The organism is Leucobacter sp. M11 (genome assembly GCF_035726885.1).
Classification (GTDB): Bacteria; Actinomycetota; Actinomycetes; order Actinomycetales; family Microbacteriaceae; genus JAPFRB01.
The window spans coordinates 91,542-92,696 of record NZ_JAPFRB010000004.1 but is presented as its reverse complement, the minus strand read 5'-3'; the positions used below and the strand labels follow the sequence as shown (position 1 = coordinate 92,696).

Annotated in this window: 1 protein-coding gene; it reads right to left on the bottom strand. The window is 68.4% G+C overall.

All coding sequences use genetic code 11. From position 1 onward, the window contains the following. Window positions 1-1,155 (bottom strand): histidine kinase dimerization/phospho-acceptor domain-containing protein (locus tag OOT08_RS12410; RefSeq protein ID WP_442916265.1); only part of this gene is annotated, 1,155 nt, incomplete at both ends.

Genomic DNA, 1,155 nt, shown 5'->3' with positions numbered 1-1,155 from the left:
CGCACCCGGATCTCGCTCTGGGACAGCGGTTGCAGCCCGGCGCAGGCCTCCTCGGTGAGTCGGGCGATGTTCGTCGGCTCGGCCTCCAGCTGGACCTGCCCGGCGTCGTAGCGGGAGATCTCGAGCAGGTCCCCGAGGAGCTGTTCGAAGCGAGCCACCTGCGTGTGCAGGAGCTCGACGGTGCGCTGCGAGGTGGGGTCGAAGTCGTCTTTTTTCGCGTAGAGGACCTCGCCCGCGAGCCGGATCGTGGTGAGCGGGGTGCGCAGCTCGTGGGACACGTCGGAGACGAAGCGCTGCTGCACGGTGGAGAGCTCATTGAGCTCGTTGATACGACTCTGCAGGGTGTCGGCCATGTCGTTGAAGGAGTCCGAGAGCACGTCGAACTGCTCGTCGTTCTGCTTCGGCATCCGCACCTCGGTCTGCCCGGCGGCCAGGCTCCGGCTGGTTTCGGCGGCGACCCGGATCGGGCGGAAGACGACGCGGGAGACGGTCCAGACGAGGATGCCGATGAGGAACATGAGCAGCACCGCGCTGATCAGCAGGGTGCGCTGGATGAAGGCGTAGGTGTTGGCCGTGTCCGCGAGGCTGTAGCCGATGTAGAGCTCGTAGGTGCCGACGGAGGACGGGAAGGTGAGCGTGGAGCCGACGATGATCGCCGGGGAGCTCTGGCCGTCGAGGCCGGGCATGCTCACGGACTGCCAGTACTGCGGGTGCTCACCGCGCATCACCGAGGCGGTCAGCTCGCCGCTGACCGCGGCGGTGAGATCCGTGTTCGTCGAGAAGCTCAGCGGGGCCTCGGAGACCGCGGGCTGCCCCGTGGAGCGCTGGAAGCGGAACATCTGGCTGGAGGAGGTGTCGCGGATGGTCGAGCGCATGACGTTCACGAGCCCCGCCAGGGCGACCCGGTCGGAGGCGTCCGAGGCGTCGATCAGCTGCTGGGCGGCCCGCGTGGCCCGCGCGGAGTCCTCCAGCACCTGCTCCCGGCGCGAGCCGAAGAGGTCGTCGCTCACGCTCGTCAGGATGAAGGTGCCCGAGATGAAGATCATCCCGCCCGTGATGAGCGCGGTGATCGTCATGGTGCGCAGCTTGAGCGAGGAGCGCCACCGGCCGAGCAGTGGCTCGGCGATCCGGGTGACGCGCGCGGACAGTCGATCC